This window comes from Sphingomonas adhaesiva (genome assembly GCF_002374855.1).
GTDB classification, from domain to species: domain Bacteria; phylum Pseudomonadota; class Alphaproteobacteria; order Sphingomonadales; family Sphingomonadaceae; genus Sphingomonas; species Sphingomonas adhaesiva.
The window spans coordinates 265,156-288,140 of the sequence record NZ_NWVC01000002.1 but is presented as its reverse complement, the minus strand read 5'-3'; the positions used below and the strand labels follow the sequence as shown (position 1 = coordinate 288,140).

The following is a 22,985-nucleotide window of genomic DNA, read 5'->3' as shown; positions in this document are numbered from 1 at the left end:
CGGGCGCCGCAACGCCTAGCTGGCGCGGCATCATGACCCACCCAACACCTGCCGTCGCGCTCATTTCGGGCGGGCTGGATTCGATGGTTTCCGCCGCGCTCGCGCGGGAGGCCGGCTATCCGCTGCTCGCGCTGTCGATCGACTATAACCAGCGCCACCAGATCGAACTGGCTGCCGCGCGCCGCGTCGCGCGCGCGCTGGGGGCGGAGCGGCACGTCGTGCTGCCGATCGACCTGTCCGCGTTCGGCGGATCGGCGCTGACCGACAGCGCGATCGACGTGCCGAAGGATGGGGTGGGGGATGCCATTCCGGTCACCTACGTCCCGGCCCGCAACACCATCTTCCTCAGCCTGGCGCTGGGCTGGGCGGAAGCAGCGGGCGCCCGCGACCTGTTCCTGGGTGTCAATGCGCTGGACTATTCGGGCTATCCCGATTGCCGCCCCGAATTCATCGCCGCGTTCGAACGGCTCGCCGAACTGGCAACCAAGGCGGGTGTGGAGGGTGCGCCGTTCCGTTTCCACGCCCCGCTGCAGCATATGACCAAGGCCGATATCGTGCGCGAGGGCGCGCGGCTGGGGCTGGACATGGGGCTGAGCTGGTCGTGCTACGATCCCGCGCCCGGTGCGAAGCATTGCGGGTTGTGCGACAGTTGCCGCCTGCGTCACAAGGGGTTCGAGGAAGCGGGCATCGCCGATCCGACCGTCTATGCGGTCGCGCCCCCGGCGCCCTGACGATGAGCTATGCCGTCAAGGAGATGTTCCTGACGCTCCAGGGGGAGGGCGTGCAGGCGGGGCGGCGGGCGGTATTCGTCCGCTTCGCCGGCTGCAACCTGTGGTCGGGGCGCGAGCAGGACCGGGCCAGCGCGGTCTGCCGCTTCTGCGACACCGATTTCATCGGAACCGACGGGCTCGGCGGCGGGCGCTTCGCCGATGCGGCTGCCCTGGTCGCGGCGGTGGAGGATTTCTGGGGTGCGGGGCGCGAGCGGCGCTTCGTGGTGCTGACCGGGGGCGAGCCGATGCTTCAGGTCGACGATGCGCTGGTCGACGCGCTGCACGATGCGGGCTTCTTCGTCGCGATCGAGAGCAACGGGACGCTGCCGGTCCACCCGCGCATCGACTGGGTGTGCATCAGCCCGAAGGCGGGGAGCGAGACGGTGCAGCGGCGCGGCGACGAACTGAAGTTGGTCTGGCCGCAGCCCGGCAGCGATCTGTCCATGATCGAGGGATGGGCGTTCGACCATTTCCTGTTGCAGCCGATGGACGATGCGCGCGGACAGGCGAACGTCGACGCCGCGATGGCGCTGGTCATGGAGCGCCCGCGCTGGCGACTGACGCTTCAGACCCACAAGATGCTGGGGCTTCGCTGAGCGAGCGGCCGCGCGCGTATCGATCATCACATTTCGATGATACAAGGTCACATCGAATCGCGATGTTAGGATGACCGATGCCGATCACCGTAGCCCGCCCGCGCCGCATCGCGATCGCCGGGGCGCTGATGCTGGCGCTGTTCGGTGCCGGAACGGGCATCGCCAAGCGTGAGCGGGCCGAGGGCTATCTGTCGCCCGGCGACTTCGACGTGACGACGGTTCTGGAGCCTGCCCCGCGCAAGGGCGATCCGCGCTACGACGCCGATCGCAAGATCTTCCGTGCCACCCGCGTGCTGTTGAACACGCCACGCGGGGCGATGGCGACCAGCGACGTCGACACGTCCAATGCGGCGCTGATGCGCGATTTCAGCTGCGCGGTCGGCATGTCGCTGACCCCGCAGAATGCTCCGGCGACGCTCAACGTGGTCGCGCGCGCCGGGGCCGATACGGCGGCGCAGACGACGATCGCGAAGAACGTCTATCGCCGCGCGCGTCCCTTTCATCAGGATCGCGGTGCGGTATGCCAGCCGGTGGCGGAACTGGGCGACAGCTACGACTACCCCTCGGGACATACGACATGGGGATGGACCTGGGCGTTGATCCTGAGCGAGCTGGCGCCGGATCGGGCCGGGCCGATCCTGCGCCGCGGGCGTGCCTATGGCGACAGTCGCTTCGTGTGCGGGGCGCATAACGAAAGCGCGGTCGAGGGCGGGATGCTGTCGGGTAGCGCGACGATGGCGGTCGTGCGGACCAAGGCCGCGTTTCAGGCGGACCTCGCCAGCGCCCGCGCGGAAATTGCCCGGTTGCGCGCCGACCCGGCGACACCGCGCCCGCAGGGATGCGCTGCGGAAGAGGCGTTGGTCGCGCAGCGGGTGATGCCGCGACTGGATCGCTGACGGCGGGCGGCGGGTCGCGCCGCCCGGCTGCGTTCATCAGCGCGCGGCGTAGGTGATCGGCGTCAACGGTTCGCCGCAGCGGCGCACGTCGAAGTCGGACTTCTTCCAGCAATCCTTGTCGAAGCGCGGCAGCGTGGCAGGCAGCACGCGAAGCCGCGGGAATTGTTGTTCGCCCCATGGCGTCAGGCTGTTACGCAGCTCACGCATCCGCCCCATGGCGACATCGCCGAACCCGCCGCGCGGTGCGTAAAGCGCGGCGCGGCCGATGTCGGCGGCGGTCGTGCAGAAGCCGAATTGTGCCGCGACGGTCGCAAAGCCGGAATAGGTGCGCGTGCCGAACTGGTCGAGCGCGTTCTGCCCGTCCTTCTTCGTCTTGGCGACCCGCTCGAAATATTTGGCGAGCATGGCGTAGGAGCTGGCCAGCTCCGCCTTGTGATCGGCCAGGATCGCGTTGTAGTTCGCGACCGTCAGCAATGTGGGTTCGAACTGGCATTGCAGCGCGGCGACGTTGAGCGCGGCGCGCATGTTCCAGATCACGCTGGCGCGCAATTCCGCGGGAGTGGCGCCAGGCAGCGGCTGGCCGATCCCCGGTTCGACACCGGTCACCGGTTCCCCGCGCAGATCCTTCGACTTGAAGTAGAATTGTGCCGATGCCGGCATCGCTCCCATGACGCATGCCGCCAGCGCCGCAACCGCGCCGGCGAACCCCACCTTTTGCATTACACACTCCATCGTCGCGGTGGACCCGCGTTAACCCTCATACGGCAAAGCGCCGCATCGTCCCAAGGGCTTTCTGTCACCATTCGTCGCGCAAGGGGCAGAAAATGGCGGAATTTCGATGGTCTGGCGTAACGATCGCGGCACGTTCCGCCGGCTGGCGAACGGGTTGCCTGCCCCAAAAGAAAAGAGCCGCCCGGTCACCCGGACGGCCCGTTCCCAACGTAATTGCCGTACGGCAGATTACATGGCGTTCGACATGTTGGTCATCATCATGTCGTTGCCCATGGTGTCGTTCGCCATCATGCCGCCGTTCATGGTGCCGTCCACTGCCGTCATGTTGTCGGTCATGGTGTCCATGCCTTCGGTGGCATTCATGTCGGTGATCATGGTGTTGTCCGTGGTCTCCGTCTTCGAACCACACGCCGAAACCGCGAGCGCGGCTGCCGCGAGCGCCGAACCGGTCAGAACCTTGGTGATGACTGCACGCATGAAATTGCTCCCTAGACTGTGGATTTGGCGACCTTCGGGGTCTTTCATCCCAAATCGACGTAGACATTAATCGCAGATGACCGGCCCCTCAAGCCTCGATTTCAGCGTCACAAGTCAAGCTTGTCAGAAAGGCCGTAGCGGTGAACGCGAGCGCCGCATCGAAAGTTGCATGATCGCACGTTATGCCAAGGGCTTGCGCGCTGGTGACTGGATATTCGGCGATGCCGCACGGCACGATGCCGCCGAAATCCGACAGGTTTGGCGCAAGGTTCACCGAAAAGCCGTGGAGCGTGACCCAGCGGCGCACGCGAATGCCGATCGCGCCGATCTTCGCCTCCTGGCCGGAGGCGTCATGCGTCCAGATGCCGATCCGCCCCGGCGCGCGGAACGCGGTGATCCCGATCCGCGCCAGCGCCGCGATCACCCAGCCTTCCACCCCGTGGACGAAGCAGCGCACGTCGCGCCCGCGGCGGTTGAGGTCGAGCATCAGATACCCGATCCGCTGCCCCGGGCCGTGATAGGTGTAGCGGCCGCCGCGCCCCGCCGGCACGACGGGGAAGCGCGGGTCGATCAACTCCGCCGGGTCGGCGCTGGTGCCGGCGGTATAGACCGGCGGGTGTTCCAGCAGCCAGATCAGCTCGGACGCCTCGCCCGCGGCGATCGCGGCGGCGCGCGCCTCCATCGCGGACAGCGCCTCCGCATAATCGGTCAACCCCGGCGACACGCGCCACTCGATCCCGTCCGGTCCCTGCACCTGTCCCAGATGCGGTCGCGCGACACGATTGGCAAGCGCCGGCAGGATCGGCTAGGCGATCGGTCCACTGGGGCGGGCAGGGGAGCCGCGATCGTCATGGCTGCAATCAAAATGGGAACCGTCTGGGATCGCACGCTGGATGTGATCCGCGGGCGTATGGCGATCCTGGCCGGTATCGCGCTGGCCACCGTCTATGTACCCGGTCTGCTGGGGCCGGCCTATGCCGCGGTGACCGGTCAGCCGGCGGACGCCGGCGCGGTGCAGGGGGTGATCGGGATTATCTCGGCGGTGCTGACGATGATTGGCGTGCTGGCGATGACCGCGGTCGCCACCGATCCGGCGGTCGACGGTGCGCAGGGCTTGCGGCTCGGCGCCGCGCGGCTGGGCCCGGCGCTGGCCAATCTGATCGTGTTGGTGATCGCGTTCGGCGTGCTGTTCCTGCCGTCGATCGTCGCCCTGTTCGCGGCGGGCGCCACCGTGGGCGTGGCGGGCAAGGTCGATGTGACCGGCGCGTCGGGCGGTTTGCTGATGGTGTCGGCGCTGCTGATGATCGTCGCGCTGATCGTGCTGCTGTGGTTCAGCGCCCGGCTGGTGCCGCTGTTCGCGGTGATCGTGAACGAACGCCGTGGGCTGGGCGCGATCCCGCGCAGCTTCGCGCTGGCGCGGGGATCGGCGCTACGGCTGTTGGGGGTGATCATCCTGTTCGGGATCGTCCTGCTGGTCGTCATGGCGGCGGTGGGATCGGTCAGCGGGGTGATCGCGCGCCTGCTGCTGGGCGGCGAGGCGGAAGCGATGGTGACGCTGGTCGTATCGCTGTTCGTCACGCTGGTCACCGCGGCCGGCACGGTGGTGCAGACGGTGTTCTACGCGCAATTCTATGCCGCGGCGCTCGCCCGCGACGAGGCGGCGGCGCAACTGGCATGACCTTTACCTTCGCCGGATTGCTGGCGGCGACGTGGCGCCTGCTGCGTCGCAGCCTGGACCCGGTCGTCGCGATCACCGCGCTGTTCGTCTTCCTGCCTGCGTTCGCCGCCTTGTTGCTGAGCGATCCCGTCCCGCCGATACCGCCTGCGCCGCGCGACGAGGTCGCGATGCAGGCATGGGTGACCGCGATGGCGCAATGGGGGCAGGCCAACGGCTTGTGGTTCGTGCTCGCCGACGTGGCGGGCATCTTCGGCGCGGCAGCGGTGGCGGTGCTGCTGCTCGATGCCGATCGCCCGACCGTGGGGCAGGCGCTGCGCAGCGCGGCGCGCGCTTTCTGGCCGTTCCTGCTCGCCAGCCTGGCGATCGCGGTGCCGGTGGGGATCGGGCTGTGGCTGTTCGTCCTGCCGGGCCTGTACGTGCAGGCGCGGTTGATCGCGGCGATCCCCGCGATCGCGCAGCAGCCGGGGCTGGGCGTCGGCCGGGCGATCCGCGTCAGCCTGGCGATGACGCGCGGGCACGGCTGGGCGATCACCGGTGCGCTGGTGACGCTGTTCCTGGCGCAATATCTGCTGGCGGTGCCGCTGATGCAGGCCGACGAATGGCTGCGGATGCCGGGCAACGCCAATCCGCTGCTGCTGTCGCTGGTCGATGCCGGGATCGCGGCGGTCGGTGCGTTCTATGCCACCGGCACGCTGCTGGTGGGGATCATCATCTATCGCGTGCGCGCCAGCAACGGCACCTGAGGCGCCGCATCGGCCGGCAGCACGCCGAGCACGCGCGGATCGGCAAACACCTCCACCGTCCGCGCCATCGCGGTAAAGCCCTGCGCGCGGTAGAAGCCCAGCGCCGACGGGTGGTCGAGCGTGCAGGTATGCAGCCACACCCGCCGTGTTCCCGGCGTCCAGGCGCGCGCCAGCGCCTCCGCCATCAGCCAGCGGCCCAGCCCCTTGCCGGCCAGTTCGGGGACGAGCGCGAAATAGCCGATCTCGCACGCGCCCGCCTCGCGCCGGTCCAGTTCCAGCATCCCCAGTTCGACGCCCGCGCGATCGACCGCGGCGAACACCTCCACCGCCGGATCGTGGATGATCGCGGTCAGCGCCGCATCGTCCATCACCAGCCGCGAATACCACAGCCAGCGTGCGCCCACGCGGCGGAACAGCGTGCGATACCGGTCCGGGTCGGGCACATCCCAGCGCACGAGCCGCAACGGCGCGGTCGGCATCGGCCGCAGCGGCGGGCGGGTGCGCATCTCCAGCGTGGTAACGATCGTGGCGACATGATCGTCGGGCACCGCGTGCAGCCCCGCCACCCGCGTCACTCCCATGTCGCGAGCGGCGGCAGACTCATCAGGATGGCGTCGATATTGCCCCCGGTCTTCAGCCCAAACAGCGTGCCGCGGTCGTAGACCAGATTGAACTCGGCATAACGGCCGCGCCAGCGACGCTGTTCGGCCAGATCGTCGGCGGTGAACGGATCGGCCATCCGCCGCCGGACGATTCGCGGATAGGCGGCGAGGAACGCACGCCCGACGTCCTGCGTGAACGCGAAATCGGCCGCGAAGTCGGTGTCCAGGTGATCGTAGAAGATTCCGCCCACCCCGCGATGCACGCCGCGATGGGGGATGTAGAAATAGTCGTCGGCCCACGCCTTGAACCGCGGGTAGTAGGCCGGGTCGTGCGCGTCGCAGGCGCGCGCCAGCTCGGCATGGAAATCGGCGGTATCCTGTGCGACCGGCAGCGGCGGGTTCAGGTCCGCGCCCCCGCCGAACCACTGTTTCGTCGTGCGCAAGAAGCGCGTGTTCATGTGTACCGCGGGCACGTGCGGATTGGCCATGTGCGCGACCAGGCTGATCCCCGTCGCGAAGAAGCGTGGATCCTCCCCCGCGCCATGGATGGTACGCGCGAAATCGCCCTCGAACGTGCCGCCGACGGTGGAGACGTTGACGCCGACCTTCTCGAACACACGGCCCTTCATCACGCCGCGTACGCCGCCGCCGCCCGGGGCGCCGGACGGATCGGCGCGATCCCAGGGGATATAGTCGAAGCTGGCGTCGGACCCGGCCTCCCGCTCGATCGCTTCGAACTCGGCGCAGATCAGGTCGCGCAGATGCTCGAACCAGGTGCGCGCGGCGCGCTGTTGCTCGTCCAGTTGCATACCCCTGCCATCGCGGGCGCGGGCGGCGGGGTCAATCGGTCAGTTGGTCCCACCCGCCGGTCTGTCGCAGCGCCTCGCCCAGCACGATCGCGCCCGCGACCGCGACGTTGAGCGAGCGCAGGCCCGCGCGCATCGGAATGCGGACCGCCAGATCGGCGCGCGCATGAACGCCGGCGGGAACGCCCGCACCCTCGCTGCCCAGCAGCAGGATATCGTCGCCGGCGAACCGCGCGTCCGGCAGCGGCACGGCATCCGCCGCCGTGGTGGCCAGCACGATCCGCCCGCGCGATGCGGCCAGGAACGCGTCCCAGTCGACATGGCGGGTCACCGCGACCTTCCCGGCATAGTCCATCGCGGCGCGTGCCCATGCCCGTTCGCTCCACGCAAAGCCCATCGGTTCGATCAGGTCGACCGCCACGCCCAGGCACGCGCCCAGCCGCAGCACGGTGCCGACATTCCCGGCGATGTCCGGCTGATACAGGGCGATGCGCATGGCGGTGCGCCTAGCCGGGTTGGGGCGCCTTCGCAAAATGCTGTTGGCAAAGCGCGCCCGGCATGGCTATCAGGCCGGGCGGGCCGCCGTGGGGACGGGCAGGCCGGCGGCGGGGCGTCGATATGTCATCACGGCATGGAGCCGGCCCGGCAACAGACGAACGGGTAGAGGTGCGACGCGAATGGCGACGGCAGACGACATGATCCCTCCGGGCGAGAATCCCGCGCCCTATCACGAGGAGGCGCACGATCCGCGCCGTCGCGATTTCATCAATATCGCCGCGGTCTCCTTTGCCGGGGTCGGCGCGGTTGCGATCGTCCTGCCGCTCATCAACCAGATGAACCCGTCGGCCGACGTGCTGGCGCTGTCCACCACCGAGGTGGACATCTCGAAGATCGAGCCGGGGCAGGCGATCGTCGCCAGCTTCCGCAAGCAGCCGCTGTTCGTGCGCAACCTGACGCCCAAGGAAATCGGCGAGGCCGATGCGGTCGCGGTCGGCTCGCTGCGCGATCCGCAGACGCTGGAGCAGCGCACCAAGGCGGGCAAGAAGAACTGGCTGATCACGCTGGGCGTGTGCACCCACCTGGGGTGCGTGCCGCTGGGCGCGCGCGAGGGTGAGAATCGCGGGCCGTTCGGCGGCTATTTCTGCCCGTGCCACGGCTCGGCCTATGACACCGCCGGTCGGATCCGGCAGGGGCCGGCGCCAAAGAATCTTGCCGTGCCCGACTATAATTTCACGTCCGACACCGTCGTGACGGTAGGCTGAGGGAGGATTTAGGACATGAGCTTTCCCTGGGCCAAGCATTACGAACCGAAGCAGCCGCTGATGCGCTGGCTGGACGAGAAGCTGCCGATGCCGCGGCTCGTCTACAATGCGATCGGTGCGGGCTATCCGGTGCCGCGCAACCTCAACTATTTCTGGAACTTCGGCGTCCTGGCGGGTGCCGCGCTGGTGATCCAGATCGTCACCGGTATCGTGCTGGCGATGCATTACGCCGCCAATGCGGGTGTCGCGTTCGGCTCGATCGAAAGCATCATGCGCGACGTCAATGCCGGCTGGTTCCTGCGCTATGCGCACGCCAACGGCGCGTCGATGTTCCTGGCGGTGGTGTACATCCACATCGGTCGCGGCCTGTATTACGGGTCGTACAAGGCCCCGCGCGAGATGGTGTGGCTGCTGGGCGTCGTGATCTTCCTGCTGATGATGGCGACCGCGTTCATGGGCTATGTGCTCCCCTGGGGGCAGATGAGCTTCTGGGGTGCGCAGGTCATCACCGGTTTCTTCTCGGCGATCCCGCTGGTGGGCGAGACGATCCGCGTGTGGCTGCTGGGCGGCTTCGCGCCGGACAACGCCGCGCTCAACCGCTTCTTCTCGCTCCACTATCTGCTGCCGTTCGTGATCGCGGGCGTCATCATCCTGCACATCTGGGCGCTGCATATTCCGGGTTCGAACAACCCGACCGGCGTCGATGTGAAGGGCGAGCAGGACACCGTGCCGTTCCACCCCTATTACACCGCCAAGGACGGCGTGGGCGTGGGCGTGTTCTTCCTGGTGTTCGCGCTGCTGATTTTCTTCTCGCCGAACCTGCTGGGTCACCCGGACAATTACATCGAGGCGAACCCGCTCTCGACCCCGGCGCACATCGTGCCCGAATGGTATTTTCTGCCGTTCTACGCGATCCTCAAGAGCTTCACCGCGGACTTCATCCTGCCGGCGAAGCTGTGGGGCGTGGTGGCGATGTTCGGGTCGATCCTGCTGCTGTTCTTCCTGCCGTGGCTGGACAGCTCGCCGGTGCGCTCGGCCAATTACCGCCCGACCTATCGCTGGTTCCTGCTGGTGCTGCTCATCGACGTGCTGGTGCTCGGCTATGTCGGCGGTGCGGAGGCGACGGCGCGCAACGTGATGATCGGGCAGGTCGCGGCGGCCTATTACTTCGCGCACTTCCTCATCATCCTGCCGCTGGTGTCGGCCGCGGAGAAGCCGCGCCCGCTGCCGAACTCGATCACCGAGGCGGTGCTGGCGAAGCATGGCGGCACGTCGCCCGCGCAGACGGCGATGGCCGGCTGACCGAAACGAGACGATTAGGGGACAGATAAGACAATGGCTCGTCTCATTTCACTGGTGATCGGCGCGGGGTTCGTCTTCGTGCTCGCGCTGGCGCTGTTCTTCACGGCGAAGGACGCGATCCAGAATCCGGCACCGGAATCGGCGGAACACGAATTCCACCTCCATCCCGAGGACATTCACCTGTCCTCGGCGGGCTTCTTCGGGAAGTTCGACCGGCAGCAGCTGCAGCGCGGCTTCCAGGTGTACAAGGAAGTGTGCGCCGCCTGCCACTCGCTGAAATATGTGTCGTTCCGCGACCTCGAGCATATCGGCTATTCCGAGGCCGAGGTGAAGGCGATCGCGAACCAGTGGGTGATCGAACAGCCGACGGTGAACCCGGAAACGGGCGAGGCCGCGACGCGTAAGAACCTGCCGTCCGACCGCTTCCCGCTGCCGTTCGCCAATGACATTGCGGCGCGCGCGGCGAACAACAACGCCATTCCACCCGACCTGTCGCTGATGACGAAGGCGCGGCATGACGGGTCGAACTATGTCCACGCGCTCATCACCGGCTATCGCAACCAGCCGGCCGAGCTGATCGAGAAGTTCCCGGGCGCCAAGACCCCGCCGGGGCTGCACTACAACCCGTATTTCGCGAACCTCAACATCGCGATGCCGCCGCCGCTGACGTCGGACGGGCAGGTGACCTATAGCGACGGGACCAAGGCGACCAAGGACCAGATGGCGCGCGACGTGTCGGCGTTCCTGACCTGGACGGCGGAGCCGAACCTTGAGGCGCGCCACGCGGCCGGGTTCGCGGCGGTGATCTTCCTGCTGATCTTCGTCTATCTGGCGTGGGGCGCGTATCAGAACGTCTGGCGCGACATCAAACATTGATCGGACCGGCCGCCGCCCCGCCGGCGGCGGCACCCGATCGCCTTACGACCCCGGCCATCGTGCCGGGGTTTTTGTTTGCGGGCATCCGAGGAGCACGACATGGCCGGGCCGGAACGTAATGCCGACCTGCGGGCGCTGATCCGCACCATCCCCGACTTTCCGAAGCCGGGCATCGCGTTTCGTGACATCACCACGCTGCTGCTGTCGCCGGCCGGGCTGGCGGCGTGCGTTGAGCGGATGGCCGAGGCGGTCGACGGCCCGCTGGATCTGGTCGCGGGGATCGAGGCGCGCGGGTTCCTGTTCGCCGCCGCGCTCGCCATCCCGCTACGTGCCGGGGTGCTGCTGATCCGCAAGGACGGCAAGCTGCCCGGCGCGACCATCGCGGAGGATTACGCGCTGGAATACGGGCAGGACCGGATCGCGATCCACGCCGACGCGCTGGTACCCGGCGCGCGCGTCCTGCTGGTCGACGACCTGATCGCCACGGGGGGCACCGCGCGCGCGGCGCTGCGGCTGCTGCGCAAGGCGGGCGGCGTTGTCACGCAGGCGCAGTTCGTGGTCGACCTGCCCGATCTGGGCGGCGCCGACCGGCTGCGCGACGAGGGCATCGCGGTCCACGCGCTGGTCGACTTCCCCGGCGACTGAGGGCACGCCGGAACCCGGCGCGCGCGTCGGCGGTTCCCTTCCGGAGTCCGCATCGGCCGGCAGCGTGATCGCCCGCCCGTGCCTGACGGGAGAGTGACGATGTTCCTGACGCGATGGGCCTGTGCGGCGCTGCTGGGGTGCGGAATGCTCGCAACGGCCGGATGCACCGACGGCTACGGCTACAGCGGCGTATCGGTCGGCTATGGTAACGGCGGCTATTACGGCGATCCCTATTACGCTGATGGCGGATGGGGCGGGGGTTTCGCGCCGAGCTATTACGGGTGGTACGGCGACTATTATTATCCGGGTACGGGCGGGTTCGTGTACGACCGCTATCGCCGCCCGGTGCGGTGGAATGCCGACCAGCAACGCTATTGGCAGGGGCGTCGCGGCGCGTGGGGCAATCGCCAGGTACGCAGCAACTGGCAGGATTTCCGTCGCGATGTGCGGCGGGAGCGCCAGGACTATCGCGAGGACGTGCGGTCGGGGCGCGAGGCGTATCGCGCCGGGACGATCGACCGTGGGCAGTTCCGCGACATGCGCCGCGACGCGCGGCGCGAATATCGCCAGGACGTGCGCCGCGACTATCGCGACCTGCGGCGTGACAATCGGGCGCAGGGCTATCGCACGCCGCGACCCGACCGGGCGTTCCGGCCGCGTCGCGACCGCTGACGATCAGCGGGGCCGGGTCTGGATCAGGCCGTTCGAGATCATCGACATCACTGCGACATCGTCCTGGTTGAACACGGTGACGCGGCTCTTGAAGATGCCCATTTCCGGGCGGGACTGCGAAACGCGCTTCTCCAGCACTTCGCTTTCAACCCGCAGCACGTCGCCCGGATAGACGGGGACCAGCCAACGCAATTCGTCCATTCCGGGCGATCCCAGTCCGGCTTGGCGGTGCTCCTTCAGATTCGCGACCAGCATCGCCATGGTCATGGCGCAGGTATGCCAACCGCTGGCCGACAGCCGCCCGAAATGGGTCGCCGCTGCGGCCTCGTCGGAAAGGTGGAAAGGCTGCGGATCATAGCGGCGGGCGAATTCGATCACCTCCTCACGGGTGACCTCGTAGCGGCCGAACCGCGCGACCTTGCCGATCTCCAGATCCTCGAAATATTGCATCCTCTCTCCCTTCCTTATCGTCTTCAGCGGCGCAGCACGCCCCGGAACGGCCGGTCGTCACCATCAAGCCGCTGACCGGGCGGCAGGCCCAACAGGTCTCGGACCAGCGGAGCGATATCGACATTGTCGAACGTCGCGATCCGCCGGCCGGTCGCAAAGGCGGGGCCGTTGGCGATGAACAGCGCGCGCATGTCGGCCGCGTCATTGTCGTAACCGTGCGCGCCCCCGGTGAACGGCCTGGTGGGGGCGGTCTTGCTGATCGTCCAGGCGCCGGCGGGGCCGTCCTCCGCCAGGCAGAGGAACGGCGGAATGCGCGGATTGGTGCCGTAGCGGAAGCGCGCCGGTATCTCCTGTCGCCGCCAGCATTGCATGTGCGGATGGGGGGTGAGGAGCGCGCGCGCCACCGCATCCTCGCGGCCCGGCATCGGGACGAAGGTGGCGAAGGGGCCGGTGTCGATGATGCGCGCGTCGGCTGGCGGGACGATCGTGTCGAGCGCGATCGTGCGGGTCGAGGAGGTCGGCGCCATGCCATGGTCGGCGACGATGACGAGGTTGGCGGGCTGACCCAGCGTGGCGAGACCGGCGACCAGCTCGCCGATCCAGCCGTCGACCTGCGCGACCGCAGCGGTCATTTCGGGTGCAGCGGGGCCGAAGGTGTGGCCGGCGGTGTCGACTGTGTCGAAATAGAGCGTGACGAAGGCGGGGCGAGTGGCGGCGGGGCGGCGGAGCCAGTCGATGACGGCGTCGACGCGCTGGTGGCCGCTGATCTGCTGGTTGAATTCCTGCCAGTCGTGCGGACGGGTGCCGTTGGCGACCGGATGCGGCCATTGCGGGTCGCGGACCCCGCCCCAGGCGACGTTGCTGCCCGGCCAGAACATGGTGGCGGTGCGGATCCCGGCCTTTTCCGCGGTCACCCAAAGCGGTTCGCCGCCGTTCCACCAGAAGGGATCGTCGTTCGCCATCGTGAAGGTTTCGCCGGGGCGGGCGGCGTCCTCGATGGTGTTCGCGACGACGCCGTGATGATCGGGGACCAGCCCGGTGACGAGCGTCCAGTGATTGGGCGCGGTCTTGCTGGGGAAGGAGGGGCGCATCGCGGCGGTGACGCCGCCGGCGGCGAGGCGCGAGAGGTTCGGCGTGACCCCGCGGTCGAGATAATCGGGGCGAAATCCGTCGATCGAGACGAGGATCGTGACGGGAGGGCGCTGTTCGATGGGCGCCGACGCGGCCATTGCGGGCGGTGCGGGCGTGGTGGCGGGCGGCAAGGCGCGCAGTGTGTAAGGGTAGGCGCATCCCGACAACAGGGCGAGCGCGGCGGCGAGCGATGCGAACGGAGCCTTCATGACGCGGCAATACGCCGCGGACGGGGGCGGCGAAAGAGCGCAGATGAAGGGTAAAGGGGGCGGTGCGGAGCGGTTGGCGGGGGGCAACGGGCCAGCTGCGCGCTGTTTTGCGATCAGATCGCGGGGCACCCGTGCGTTACGGTCTGCCGAGCCGGGTTCTCAGCCCCCGAAGCGTTCGCGGCCCGGTGGATGCCGGAACACGTCCGGCATGACGGTGAGCAGGTTGCAAGGCGGCCGAACGACCGGCCGCCCCGGGCATCACACGTTGAAGCGGAACAGCATCACGTCGCCGTCGTGGACGACATATTCCTTGCCCTCCTGACGCAGCTTGCCCGCTTCGCGCGCGCCGGCTTCGCCGTTGCAGGCGACGTAATCGTCGAAGGCGATGGTTTCGGCGCGGATGAAGCCGCGCTCGAAATCGGAGTGGATCGCGCCGGCGGCCTGCGGCGCCTTCGACCCGGCCTCGACCGTCCAGGCGCGCGCTTCCTTCGGCCCGACGGTGAAGAAGGTGAGCAGGTGGAGCAGTTCATACCCCGCACGGATGACGCGGGCGAGGCCGGTTTCCACCAGCCCCAGTTCGGCGAGGAATTCGCCGCGATCCTCATGCGGCATCGTCGCGATCTCCGCCTCGATCGCGGCGGAGACGACGACCGCCTGCGCGCCCTCCGCCTTGGCCTTGTCGAACACCTTCTGCGACAGCGCGTTGCCGTCGGCGGCGTCTTCCTCGTTCACGTTGCACACGTAGAGGACCGGCTTGGCGGTGAGCAGCTGCGCCTGATCGAGCACGCGGCGTTCCTCGACGTCGTTCGCCTCGGTCAGGCGCGCGGGCTTGCCGTCGCGCAGCAGGTCGAGCGCGCGGCCGAGCACGACGGCGGCGAGCTTCGCCTCCTTGTCGCCCTGCTGCCCCTTCTTGGCGAGGTTGGGGACGCGCTTCTCCAGGCTTTCGAGGTCGGACAGCATCAGCTCGGTCTCGACCGTCTCCGCGTCCGCAATGGGATCGACGCGGTTGTCGACATGCTGGATGTCGTCATTCTCGAAACAGCGCAGGACGTGGACGATCGCGTCCACCTCACGGATGTTGCCCAGGAACTGGTTGCCCAGTCCTTCGCCCTTGCTGGCGCCGCGCACCAGCCCGGCGATATCGACGAAGCCGAGCTGGGTTTCGATGATCTTGGCCGACCCCGCGATCGCCGCCAGCTTCGCCAGGCGCGGATCGGGGACGCCGACGTTGCCGACGTTCGGTTCGATCGTGCAGAACGGATAATTGGCCGCCTGCGCCGCGGCCGTTTCGGTCAGCGCGTTGAAGAGGGTGGACTTGCCGACGTTGGGCAGGCCCACGATGCCGCAGCGGAAACCCATGATGATGCCTGTGCGAAAGAAGGAAACAGCGCGCCAGATAGGCGAGCGGGGCGCGGAACGCTAGGCGCGATCGAGGAAGACCACGCCGGGCACCGCCAGCACCTGCCCGGTCGCCGCCAGCCGGCCGTCGGGAAGGATGCGGAACACCGCCACGGTGCCGCTGCGTTCGTTGGCCACCAGGCAGCGCGCCTGATCTTCCAGCAGCAGAAAGAAGCGCGGCCAGTGCCCGCCGCTGGCGATATGCTGGATCAGGCGCGGGGTGCCGTCCGCGGCGAGATCGAACACCGCGACACTGTCATGCCCGCGGTTGGAGGCGTAAAGCCGCCGCCCGCGCGCGTCGATCGCAAGATGCGCGGCGAAGGAGGCGCCGGAAAAGCCCGCCGGCAGCAGCGATTGCGTGCTGCGCGTCGCGAACGTGCCGTCGGTATGCGCGTCCAGCGTCACCAGCGTGTTGCCCAGTTCGGTGACGACATAGGCGATCGGCAGGCGCGGGTGATGCGCCAGATGCCGCGGCCCGGCGCCGGCGGGGGCGCGCCACGCGACGCGCGGTTGGCCGGGCACCGCGCCGGCGATGTCATAGGCGAATATCGCATCCGCCCCCAGGTCGACGGCGTGGAGCCGGCGAGCGTCGCGGGTGAAGCCGACCCAGTGCGCGTGCGGTCCGGCCTGACGATCCGTGTTCGGGCCGGTGCCGTGCTGCTGGCGGACGGTGGGCGCGCCGGGGCGGCCGTCGCGCCCGAGCGGCCAGACCGATACCGTGCCCGACGAATAATTGGCGACCGCCAGCGCGCGCGCATCCGGGCTGACCGCGACATGGCAGGGATCGTCGCCGCCGCTCGCCACGTCGGCCAGCACGCGCGCGCGCCGGTCGGTGACGATCAGCCGGCCCTTCGCCTGTTCCTTCGCCAGATAACGATGCGCGCCGTGCGTAACCCCGAAGGAGATGCCGGTCAGCGGCGCGGCCGGCCCGACGCGCCAGCCGGCGCCCGCGGGGGCGAGCGTGTAGAGGCCCGCGCCCCCTTCGTTGGCATAGGTGCCGGCGATCAGTGCGGGAAGCGCCGCACTGCGCGCGCGGGCGGGGAGGGCGGGCAGCAACGTGGTGGCGGCCAGGCCGCCGAGCAGATCGCGTCGTGTCGTCATCACGCGGTGATGGACGGTGCCCGCGCGCCGCGCAACCGTGCCGCGCGCGCATCCCGCGCATAAGCGAGCGCGACGGTGGCGGCGACCCCGACCAGCGTCAGCGCGTAATAGGCCGGATAGCCGCCACCCACGCGCAGCCACAACGTGCCGAGCGCATAGGTGAGCACCACCCCGCCCGCGAAGCAATCGAGGCTGTGGCGCCCGATCGCCGCCAGCGCGCGCCACGGCTGGCGCGCGAGCCATGGGCGCAGCGCGGTCAGCACGGCGGCGTAGAACAGCAGCATCAGCACCGCGTGCGCGACGCGCAGGGGGTGGAGACCCAGCGGCGCCTCCAGCCACCACGGCCGCGCAAGCCATTGCGCTTCCTGAAGCTGGCGGACGGCCCCGGCGGCGATCACGAGCGCGACGATCGCGATCAGCGCGGGGCGGTGCCCGTCCAGCCAGCCGAACAGCGCGCGATGCGCCGATCGCGCGCCGAGCGCCATGGGGACGAAGAACAGCATCTGCCACGCGGCAAGCGACACGGCCGTGCCCAGGTCGGCGGCTGGGTCGACCGCGATGGCGCGCCACGTGATCGCCTGCGCCGCGATCCAAAGCGCCACCGACAGCGGGATCACCGCGCGCGGGGCGCGGGCATGAAGTGCCATCGCCACGGGCGCGAGCAGCATCAGCGAGATATAGAGTTGTAGGATGTCGAGCAGCCGCGGCGCGGATTGCAGCAGCGCGAAGCGCGCGGTCGCGGTGATGGGGGCGGTTCGGAAGGCGTCGAGCCGCCAGAACGCCAATTCCCCCGCCGTCATCGCCAGGCCGATCGGCAGCACGATCGCCAGCAGCACCATGTCGTACAGCCACAAGGTGCCCGCGCGGCGGACGATCGCGCGCGCGGGATGCGGGCGGCGCAGATAGACCAGCCCGACCATATAGCCCGACATGACGACGAACAGTTCGGCCGCGGTGGAGAAGCCGTAGCGGGTCGGCGTGGGAATCATCCACCCGCGATAGCCGGCGAATTCGACGACCTGCGTCAGGTGGTTGAGGAAGATCGTGACGATGGCGATGCCGCGCACGATGTCGATGCGCGGTTCGCGCTCCATGGCGGGCGCTCCCGTGGCGGTGGATTGGTTCGTGGGCGTAACGCCGGTGCCGGGCGTGGGGTCCCGGGGGGCATGAACCCGTCACTCCGACGTGTTCGAAACCTCTGCGAATATCCCCCCGTCATGCCGGACCCGTTCCGGCATCCATGTTTCCCCACACGCATGACTCGTTGCGTATGCGGCACACCGGACCCCGGCGTTCGCCGGACCCTTGAAGAAGTCGGTACTACCGCCGCTCCCCTCCGTCACCCCGGACTTGTTCCGGGTCCATTGTGCCGCGAAAGCAACGGCTTGTGCGTTCGGGGAGACATGGATGCCGGAACAGGTCCGGCATGACGGTGTGGGTTTCGCTAAGGTTCCGCCTTCGCCGGGGTGACGGGTGGCATGTCACCCTACAGAGCGGCGTCGAAGGGGCCGGCATGACGGAAGGGCGGCGTGGCCGCTCGCTACCGATCCGTCCGCACTGCCCCCGCGCGGCGTACCGCCGCCAGCGTGGGCAGGCCGTTGACCGCCATCAGCAGGTCCGCCTCCGCCAGCAGGCAGCGCAGGACGTGCGCGGCGCCGTCCGCGCCGCCCAGCGCCAGCCCATAGCTGTACGGGCGGCCGACCCCGACCATATCGGCACCGAGCGCGATCGCCTTCACCACGTCGCTGCCCGATCGGATGCCGCTGTCGAACAATACCGGCACGCGCCCGCGCACCGCCTCTGCCACCGCGGGCAGCATGTCGATCGCGGCGATCCCGCCGTTCGCCTGCCGCCCGCCGTGGTTGGACACGTAGATGCCGTCCGCCCCGCAATCGATCGCGCGCGAGGCATCGTCGGGGTGGCAGATGCCCTTCAGCACGATCGGCAGGCGCGTCAGCGATTTCAGCCACCCCATGTCGTCCCAGGTCAGCACCTTGCCGAAGGTCGCGCCCCACGTGCCGACCGCGGCGCGCAGATCGTCCTGCGGCGGCTTGGCGAGCAGTTTCAGGAACGCCGGATCGGTGAAGTAATTGGTGAGGACGTGGCCGCGCAGCTGCGGAAAGTTCGATACGTTGAGGTCGCGCGGGCGCCAGCCGGTGACCCAGGTGTCGAGCGTGACGACGATCGCGTCGTAACCCGCCGCCTCCGCCCGCGACACCAGGCTGGCGGCGACGTCCGGGTCGCGCGGGGTGTAGAGCTGGAACAGCGCGGGGGTGTCCCCGCACGCGCGCTTCACCTCCTCCAGCGGATCGTTGGCGAGCGTGGAGGCGCACAGCGGCACGCCGGTGGCCGCCGACGCCCGCGCCGCGGCGATATCGCCATGCCCGTCCTGCGTGACGATCCCGGTGACGCCGATCGGCGCCATGAACAGCGGGGAGGGCAGGGAGCGCCCGAACAAGGTCGCCGACAGGTCGCGCGTGGTGCAGTCGACCATCATCCGCGGCACCATCCCCCAATGGCGGAACGCGGCGGCGTTCTGGTCCTGCGTCCATTCGTCGCCGCAGCCGCCCTGGACGTAGTTGAGCACCGACGGTGGCATCGCGGCCTCGGCACGCGCTCGCAGCGTCGCGAAATCGACCGGCAGCGTCGGCTGGATGCCCGACAGGCCTGCGGAATAGATGGCGGTCTGCAGATCGCCGTAATGCGGCATGGTTCCTCTCCTCTGGCGCGGGAGAGTGGCGGGTCGCGGGGCGAAAGGGAAGTGGGGGGAGGCGTCACCCCAGCGAAAGCTGGGGTCTTTCGGGGCGGTGTCGCGAACGTCACCGGGAGATCCCGGCCTTCGCCGGGATGACGGGGAGGGGCGCGCGCCGGAGAGCCAGGCGGCGATGACGGACGCGAGGCTTGGGATGACGGGGATACGAAAAAGGGCCGGGGGATGTGTCCCCCCGGCCCCTTTCCCGGTCCGTTATCGTGGGGCTTACGCGCCCGCGACCTCGGCGACGTCGACCTTGATGCCCGCGCCCATGGTGGAGCTGACGGCGATCTTCTTGACGTACTTGCCCTTGGCGCCCGACGGCTTGGCCTTCACCACCGCGTCGACCAGCGCGTCGAAGTTGCGGCGCAGGTCTTCCTGCGCGAACGACGCCTTGCCGATGCCCGAGTGGATGATGCCGGTCTTTTCGACGCGATATTCCACCTGGCCGCCCTTGGCCGCCTTCACCGCCTCGGCGACGTTCATCGTCACGGTGCCCAGCTTCGGGTTCGGCATCAGACCCTTGGGACCCAGTACCTTGCCCAGCCGGCCGACGACGCCCATCATGTCCGGGGTCGCGATGCAGCGGTCGAATTCGATGGTGCCGCCCTGGACGGTTTCCATCAGATCCTCGGCCCCGACGACGTCCGCACCCGCGGCGCGTGCCTCGTCGGCCTTCGCGCCCTTGGCGAACACGCCGACGCGCACGGTCTTGCCGGTGCCGGCCGGCAGCGTGACGACGCCGCGGACCATCTGGTCGGCGTGACGCGGATCGACGCCCAGGTTCATCGCGATCTCGATCGTCTCGTCGAACTTCGACGTCGCGCCCGACTTCGCCAGCGCGATCGCCTCGTCCACGCCGTGCAGCTTCTCACGGTCGACGGTGATGGCCTTCTGCTTCTTGGTCAGCTTCGCCACGGTCTCAGCCCTCCACCACTTCGAGGCCCATCGCGCGGGCCGAACCTTCGATGATGCGGGTCGCCGCCTCGATATCGTTAGCGTTGAGATCCTTCATCTTGGTCTCGGCGATCTCGGCCAGCTGCGACCGCTTGATCTTGCCCGCGGATACCTTGCCCGGCTCCTTCGAGCCCGACTTCAGGTTCGCGGCCTTCTTGATGAGGAAGGTCGCCGGCGGCGTCTTGGTGACGAACGAGAAGCTGCGGTCGGCATAGACGGTGATGACGGTGGGAAGGGGCGCGCCCTTTTCCATGTCGCCGGTCTGCGCGTTGAACGCCTTGCAGAATTCCATGATGTTCACGCCGCGCTGACCCAGCGCCGGGCCGATCGGCGGCGACGGGTTGGCAGCGCCGGCGGGCACCTGCAGCTTGATGTAACCTGTGATCTTCTTTGCCATGTCACTCTCTATTCCGGGCGCCTGCGGACAGGACGCCCCGTTTCAAGTCGAGCGGTCCGAGCGGGCGCGTCACCGCACCCTCCCGCAGAGCTTTCCTCGGCCATGTGCGTTGGAAGCGCGGGCGCCTACAGCAGCCGCCCGCAAAATGCAAGCCGGTCGGCTATTCCTCGGTGCGCAGCAGCACCGCCTCGCCGATCAGCAGGAACAGCAGGAACGGCGCCCAGGCCGCCAGGAACGGCGGATAGGCGCCCAGATTGCCCATCGCCAGCGCGAACCGGTCGGCGACGAAATAGGCGAAGCCCAGCGCCATGCCGATCACCGCGCGGATGAACAGCGCCCCCGACCGCGCGATGCCGAACGCGGCGACCGCGCCCAGCAGCGGCATCAGCATCGACGACAACGGCCCGGATAATTTGTGCCACAGCACGCCTTCCAGGGACTTGGTGGGGCGCCCGGCCTCCGCCAAATCGGCGATCGCGGCGCGCAGGCCGGCGAAGGACAGCGCGTCGCCGTCGACGTTCGACAGCGTGAACTGATCGGGCGTGACGCCGCGCCCGACGATCGTCTGCCCCAGCTGCGTCACCGCGCCCGACGCGACGTCGAAGCGCTTCGCCGGCCAGATCCGCCAGCCGTCGCCGTCGCGCACGCCATGCGGCGCGGCGATCATCCCGCGCAGGCCGCCGCCGGGGTTGCGCTCGTAGACGGTCACGCCGCCCAGCCGCGCGTCGTTGCCGCGCCCGGCGATCCGATCCGCCTGGATCAGATCGTCGCCCGAGCGCACCCAGACGTTCGACCGGTCGCCGCGATCGACCGGCATCGGGCCGTAGTTGACGTCCTGCCACGTCGACAGCTCCGCGGTGGCGCGGCTGACGATGCGGTCGTTAAACGCGAAGGTGAGCAGCGCGACGCCCAGGCTGGCGACCAGCAGCGGCGCCAGCACCTGATGCGCGGACAGCCCGCCGGCCTTCAGCGCCACCACCTCGCTGTTGGCGTTCATGGTGATGAGCGTCAGGATCGTGCCGAGCAGCACCGAAAAGGGCAGGAAGGTCGACACGATCTGCGGCACGCGCAGCGAGACGTAGCGCCAGATTTCCGCATCGCCGTTGCCCGGCGCGGCCAGCACGCGGCCGCTTTCGCTGAGCAGGTCGAGCGTCTGGAGGATCAGCACCAGCCCGAACAGGATGCCGAAGGTGCGGGTCAGGAACAGCCTGCCCATGTAGAGCGCGATGGTGCGCGACGGGAAGAAGGACGACAGCATCAGCCGCGCGCCTCCCGCCGCAGCCGTCCGGGCAAATAGCGCACGATCGTGCTCCAGATCTTGCCGAAGAAGCGTTCCAGCGCGCCGATCGGCTGGCCGCCGGGGACGTTGGCGATCATATGGTACATCCACAGGATGATCGCGCCGAACAGCGCGAACGGCACCCACAGGGCGATCAGCGGATCGACCGTGCCGCGTTCGCCCAGCGAGGCGCCATATTGGTTCACCTTGTGATAGGTGACGACCATCACGATCGCCAGGAAGACGCCGAGCGCCGAACTGGAGCGTTTCGGCGGCACCCCCAGCGCGACGGCGAGCAGCGGCAGCAGGAACATCATCGCCACCTCCACGATGCGGAAGTGGAATTCGGCGCGGCTGGCGTCGCGCAATTCCTCGCTGGCGGAGGGGGAATGTCCCAGCTGGGCCAGCTGCGGCAGCGTATATTCCAGATTCTCGCCCCCGCGCGTGCGGAAGCTTTCGAACTTGGGCAGGTTGATCGGCAGATCGTGGACGGTGAAGCTGAGCACGCGCGGGGTGCGGAAATCCGGGCGGTTGTGGATCAGCGTGCCGTTGGTCAGGCGGAAGACGATGACGTTGGGATCGTCGGTCGCCAGGAACTGCCCGCTTTCGGCCGTGACGCCGACCCAGTCGTTCTGCGGCGTATCGGCATGGACGAAGATGCCCGACAGCTTGCGCCCGCTGTCCTGGCTGCGTTCGATGCGCAGCGTCATGCGATCGCCCAAATGCGTGAACTCGCCCACCTTGATCGACGCACCGAGCGCGCCGGTGCGCAGCTCGAAGCGCAGCTTTTCGTAATTGTAGCGCGCCAGCGGCTGGACATAGCCGACGATCGCGATGTTCAGCGCGGCCAGCACCATCGCATACATGTACGGCACGCGCAGCAGCCGCGGGTAGCTCATCCCCACGCCGCGCATCACGTCCAGCTCGCTGGAGGTGGCCAGCCGGCGGAAGGCGAGCAGGATGCCGAGCAGCAACCCGATCGGGATGCCCAGCCCGAGATATTCGGGCAGCAGGTTGGCGAGCATCCGCCACACGACCGCCACCGGCCCGCCCTGCGTGATGACGAAATCGAACAGCCGCCCGATGCGGTCGAGGATCAGCAGCATCGAGGCGATCAGCAGTGTCGCGAACAGCGGCAGCGCGATCAGCCGGGCCATGTAACGGTCGAGCGAGGTCATGATCGGATGCGGTCGCTCCACGGGCCAGCAACAGGGGTCGCCCGGCTATAGGCAAGCGCGCGGCGCGCGTCAGCAG

26 protein-coding genes are annotated in these 22,985 nt (G+C 68.6%); 10 read left to right on the top strand and 16 right to left on the bottom strand.

From position 1 onward, the window contains the following. Positions 1-32 precede the first annotated feature (32 nt). From queC to COA07_RS05865, 3 genes are all read left to right on the top strand, one after another. Positions 33-731, top strand: coding sequence for a 7-cyano-7-deazaguanine synthase QueC (gene queC / locus COA07_RS05875; RefSeq protein ID WP_066711373.1), 699 nt, complete (start codon positions 33-35; stop codon positions 729-731). 2 nt (positions 732-733) lie between these two features. After that, positions 734-1,366 carry a 7-carboxy-7-deazaguanine synthase gene (gene queE / locus COA07_RS05870; protein WP_066711366.1) on the top strand — a complete coding sequence of 211 codons (633 nt, stop codon included), beginning with the start codon at positions 734-736 and terminating at the stop codon, positions 1,364-1,366. Positions 1,367-1,443: 77 nt separating this feature from the next. Then, positions 1,444-2,262 (top strand): acid phosphatase, encoded by an 819-nt coding sequence (locus COA07_RS05865; protein ID WP_066711367.1) that lies wholly within the window; start codon positions 1,444-1,446, stop codon positions 2,260-2,262. 36 nt (positions 2,263-2,298) lie between these two features. Here COA07_RS05865 and COA07_RS05860 read toward each other — a convergent pair whose 3' ends face one another. The 3 genes from COA07_RS05860 to lipB all read right to left on the bottom strand — a co-directional run bounded on the left by COA07_RS05860 (position 2,299) and on the right by lipB (position 4,225). Then, on the bottom strand, positions 2,299-2,982 hold the full coding sequence (locus COA07_RS05860) for a hypothetical protein (RefSeq protein WP_066711368.1): 684 nt from the start codon (positions 2,980-2,982) through the stop codon (positions 2,299-2,301). 240 nt (positions 2,983-3,222) lie between these two features. Beyond that, positions 3,223-3,471 (bottom strand): hypothetical protein, encoded by a 249-nt coding sequence (locus tag COA07_RS05855; protein WP_066485714.1) that lies wholly within the window; start codon positions 3,469-3,471, stop codon positions 3,223-3,225. A gap of 88 nt (positions 3,472-3,559) precedes the next feature. After that, positions 3,560-4,225, bottom strand: coding sequence for a lipoyl(octanoyl) transferase LipB (gene lipB, locus COA07_RS05850; RefSeq protein WP_066711369.1), 666 nt, complete (start codon positions 4,223-4,225; stop codon positions 3,560-3,562). Between the two features lie 96 nt (positions 4,226-4,321). Between lipB and COA07_RS05845 the strand changes: the two genes are divergently transcribed. Further along, on the top strand, positions 4,322-5,149 hold the full coding sequence (locus tag COA07_RS05845) for a hypothetical protein (RefSeq protein WP_141396480.1): 828 nt from the start codon (positions 4,322-4,324) through the stop codon (positions 5,147-5,149). Then, positions 5,146-5,892: a hypothetical protein gene (locus COA07_RS05840; protein WP_066711371.1), complete on the top strand. Its 747-nt coding sequence runs from the start codon at positions 5,146-5,148 to the stop codon at positions 5,890-5,892. The genes COA07_RS05845 and COA07_RS05840 overlap by 4 nt, the downstream gene beginning before the upstream one ends. Here the strand turns inward: COA07_RS05840 and COA07_RS05835 are convergent. The 3 genes from COA07_RS05835 to COA07_RS05825 form a co-directional block, all read right to left on the bottom strand. Next, complete coding sequence (locus tag COA07_RS05835) at positions 5,862-6,398, bottom strand: GNAT family N-acetyltransferase (protein WP_245842059.1); 537 nt, start codon at positions 6,396-6,398, stop codon at positions 5,862-5,864. The genes COA07_RS05840 and COA07_RS05835 overlap by 31 nt on opposite strands. Before the next feature lie 65 nt (positions 6,399-6,463). Further along, positions 6,464-7,303, bottom strand: a complete 840-nt coding sequence (hemF, locus tag COA07_RS05830; protein WP_066708556.1) for an oxygen-dependent coproporphyrinogen oxidase — start codon at positions 7,301-7,303, stop codon at positions 6,464-6,466. 31 nt (positions 7,304-7,334) lie between these two features. Beyond that, a complete protein-coding gene (locus COA07_RS05825) occupies positions 7,335-7,796 on the bottom strand; it encodes a tRNA (cytidine(34)-2'-O)-methyltransferase (RefSeq protein ID WP_066708552.1) in 462 nt (153 codons plus the stop codon). Between the two features lie 181 nt (positions 7,797-7,977). Here COA07_RS05825 and petA point away from each other — a divergent pair, with 181 nt between their 5' ends. The 5 genes from petA to COA07_RS05800 all read left to right on the top strand — a co-directional run bounded on the left by petA (position 7,978) and on the right by COA07_RS05800 (position 12,057). Next, on the top strand, positions 7,978-8,562 hold the full coding sequence (petA, locus tag COA07_RS05820) for a ubiquinol-cytochrome c reductase iron-sulfur subunit (RefSeq protein ID WP_083956764.1): 585 nt from the start codon (positions 7,978-7,980) through the stop codon (positions 8,560-8,562). 15 nt (positions 8,563-8,577) lie between these two features. Next, the gene (locus COA07_RS05815) at positions 8,578-9,864 is read left to right on the top strand and encodes a cytochrome b (protein ID WP_066708550.1); all 1,287 of its coding nucleotides are present in this window, start codon (positions 8,578-8,580) and stop codon (positions 9,862-9,864) included. Between the two features lie 33 nt (positions 9,865-9,897). Continuing rightward, positions 9,898-10,740, top strand: a complete 843-nt coding sequence (locus tag COA07_RS05810) for a cytochrome c1 (protein ID WP_066708547.1) — start codon at positions 9,898-9,900, stop codon at positions 10,738-10,740. A gap of 99 nt (positions 10,741-10,839) precedes the next feature. Beyond that, the gene (locus COA07_RS05805; RefSeq protein WP_066708543.1) at positions 10,840-11,385 is read left to right on the top strand and encodes an adenine phosphoribosyltransferase; all 546 of its coding nucleotides are present in this window, start codon (positions 10,840-10,842) and stop codon (positions 11,383-11,385) included. Between the two features lie 99 nt (positions 11,386-11,484). Further along, positions 11,485-12,057: a hypothetical protein gene (locus COA07_RS05800; RefSeq protein ID WP_066708540.1), complete on the top strand. Its 573-nt coding sequence runs from the start codon at positions 11,485-11,487 to the stop codon at positions 12,055-12,057. 3 nt (positions 12,058-12,060) lie between these two features. Here COA07_RS05800 and COA07_RS05795 read toward each other — a convergent pair whose 3' ends face one another. The 10 genes from COA07_RS05795 to lptF all read right to left on the bottom strand — a co-directional run bounded on the left by COA07_RS05795 (position 12,061) and on the right by lptF (position 22,909). Continuing rightward, positions 12,061-12,507 carry a MaoC family dehydratase gene (locus tag COA07_RS05795; RefSeq protein WP_066708534.1) on the bottom strand — a complete coding sequence of 149 codons (447 nt, stop codon included), beginning with the start codon at positions 12,505-12,507 and terminating at the stop codon, positions 12,061-12,063. A gap of 23 nt (positions 12,508-12,530) precedes the next feature. Continuing rightward, positions 12,531-13,847: an alkaline phosphatase family protein gene (locus COA07_RS05790; RefSeq protein WP_066708532.1), complete on the bottom strand. Its 1,317-nt coding sequence runs from the start codon at positions 13,845-13,847 to the stop codon at positions 12,531-12,533. 258 nt (positions 13,848-14,105) lie between these two features. Beyond that, on the bottom strand, positions 14,106-15,206 hold the full coding sequence (gene ychF / locus COA07_RS05785; protein WP_066708529.1) for a redox-regulated ATPase YchF: 1,101 nt from the start codon (positions 15,204-15,206) through the stop codon (positions 14,106-14,108). A gap of 60 nt (positions 15,207-15,266) precedes the next feature. Then, positions 15,267-16,346, bottom strand: a complete 1,080-nt coding sequence (locus COA07_RS05780) for a lactonase family protein (RefSeq protein WP_066708526.1) — start codon at positions 16,344-16,346, stop codon at positions 15,267-15,269. Next, a complete protein-coding gene (gene opgC / locus COA07_RS05775; RefSeq protein WP_066708520.1) occupies positions 16,346-17,440 on the bottom strand; it encodes an OpgC domain-containing protein in 1,095 nt (364 codons plus the stop codon). Before opgC ends, COA07_RS05780 begins: the two co-directional genes overlap by 1 nt. A gap of 446 nt (positions 17,441-17,886) precedes the next feature. Then, positions 17,887-19,056 (bottom strand): alpha-hydroxy-acid oxidizing protein, encoded by a 1,170-nt coding sequence (locus tag COA07_RS05770; RefSeq protein WP_066708517.1) that lies wholly within the window; start codon positions 19,054-19,056, stop codon positions 17,887-17,889. Between the two features lie 267 nt (positions 19,057-19,323). After that, complete coding sequence (rplA, locus tag COA07_RS05765; protein ID WP_066708513.1) at positions 19,324-20,016, bottom strand: 50S ribosomal protein L1; 693 nt, start codon at positions 20,014-20,016, stop codon at positions 19,324-19,326. 4 nt (positions 20,017-20,020) lie between these two features. Then, positions 20,021-20,452 (bottom strand): 50S ribosomal protein L11, encoded by a 432-nt coding sequence (rplK, locus tag COA07_RS05760; RefSeq protein WP_066708510.1) that lies wholly within the window; start codon positions 20,450-20,452, stop codon positions 20,021-20,023. Positions 20,453-20,612: 160 nt separating this feature from the next. Continuing rightward, on the bottom strand, positions 20,613-21,710 hold the full coding sequence (gene lptG / locus COA07_RS05755) for an LPS export ABC transporter permease LptG (protein WP_066708507.1): 1,098 nt from the start codon (positions 21,708-21,710) through the stop codon (positions 20,613-20,615). Then, positions 21,710-22,909, bottom strand: a complete 1,200-nt coding sequence (lptF, locus tag COA07_RS05750) for an LPS export ABC transporter permease LptF (protein WP_174525804.1) — start codon at positions 22,907-22,909, stop codon at positions 21,710-21,712. The genes lptG and lptF overlap by 1 nt, the downstream gene beginning before the upstream one ends. Positions 22,910-22,985: the final 76 nt, after the last annotated feature.